At 61.1% G+C, this 370-nt stretch carries 1 protein-coding gene; it reads left to right on the plus strand.

What is annotated here, in order from left to right:
- On the plus strand, positions 1–370 hold a 370-nt coding region (locus EE949_RS08370; protein ID WP_122663874.1), incomplete at both ends, for a cell division ATP-binding protein FtsE.

Raw genomic sequence — 370 nt, forward strand, 5'->3', positions numbered from 1 at the left:
ACCGGCAAACTGATGCTGGCTGGCCAGGACCTCGGCCAGATCAGCAATGCGCAGATCCCGTTCCTGCGTCGGCAGATCGGTGTCGTGTTTCAGAATCACCAGTTGCTGTTCGATCGCACGGTGTTCAACAACATCGCACTGCCGTTGCGGATTCTCGGGCTCTCCAAGACTGAAATCGCCAAGCGCGTCGATTCGGCGCTGGATCGCGTGGCGTTGTCCGACAAGGCCGACCTATACCCCGGTGATCTTTCCACCGGCCAGCAGCAGCGCGTCGGTATCGCGCGCGCCATCGTGCACCGTCCGGCCTTGCTGCTGGCGGATGAGCCGACCGGTAACCTCGATCCACGATTGGCAGCAAAAATCATGGGTG

Source organism: Pseudomonas viridiflava (assembly GCF_900602065.1).
Taxonomy (GTDB): domain Bacteria; phylum Pseudomonadota; class Gammaproteobacteria; order Pseudomonadales; family Pseudomonadaceae; genus Aquipseudomonas.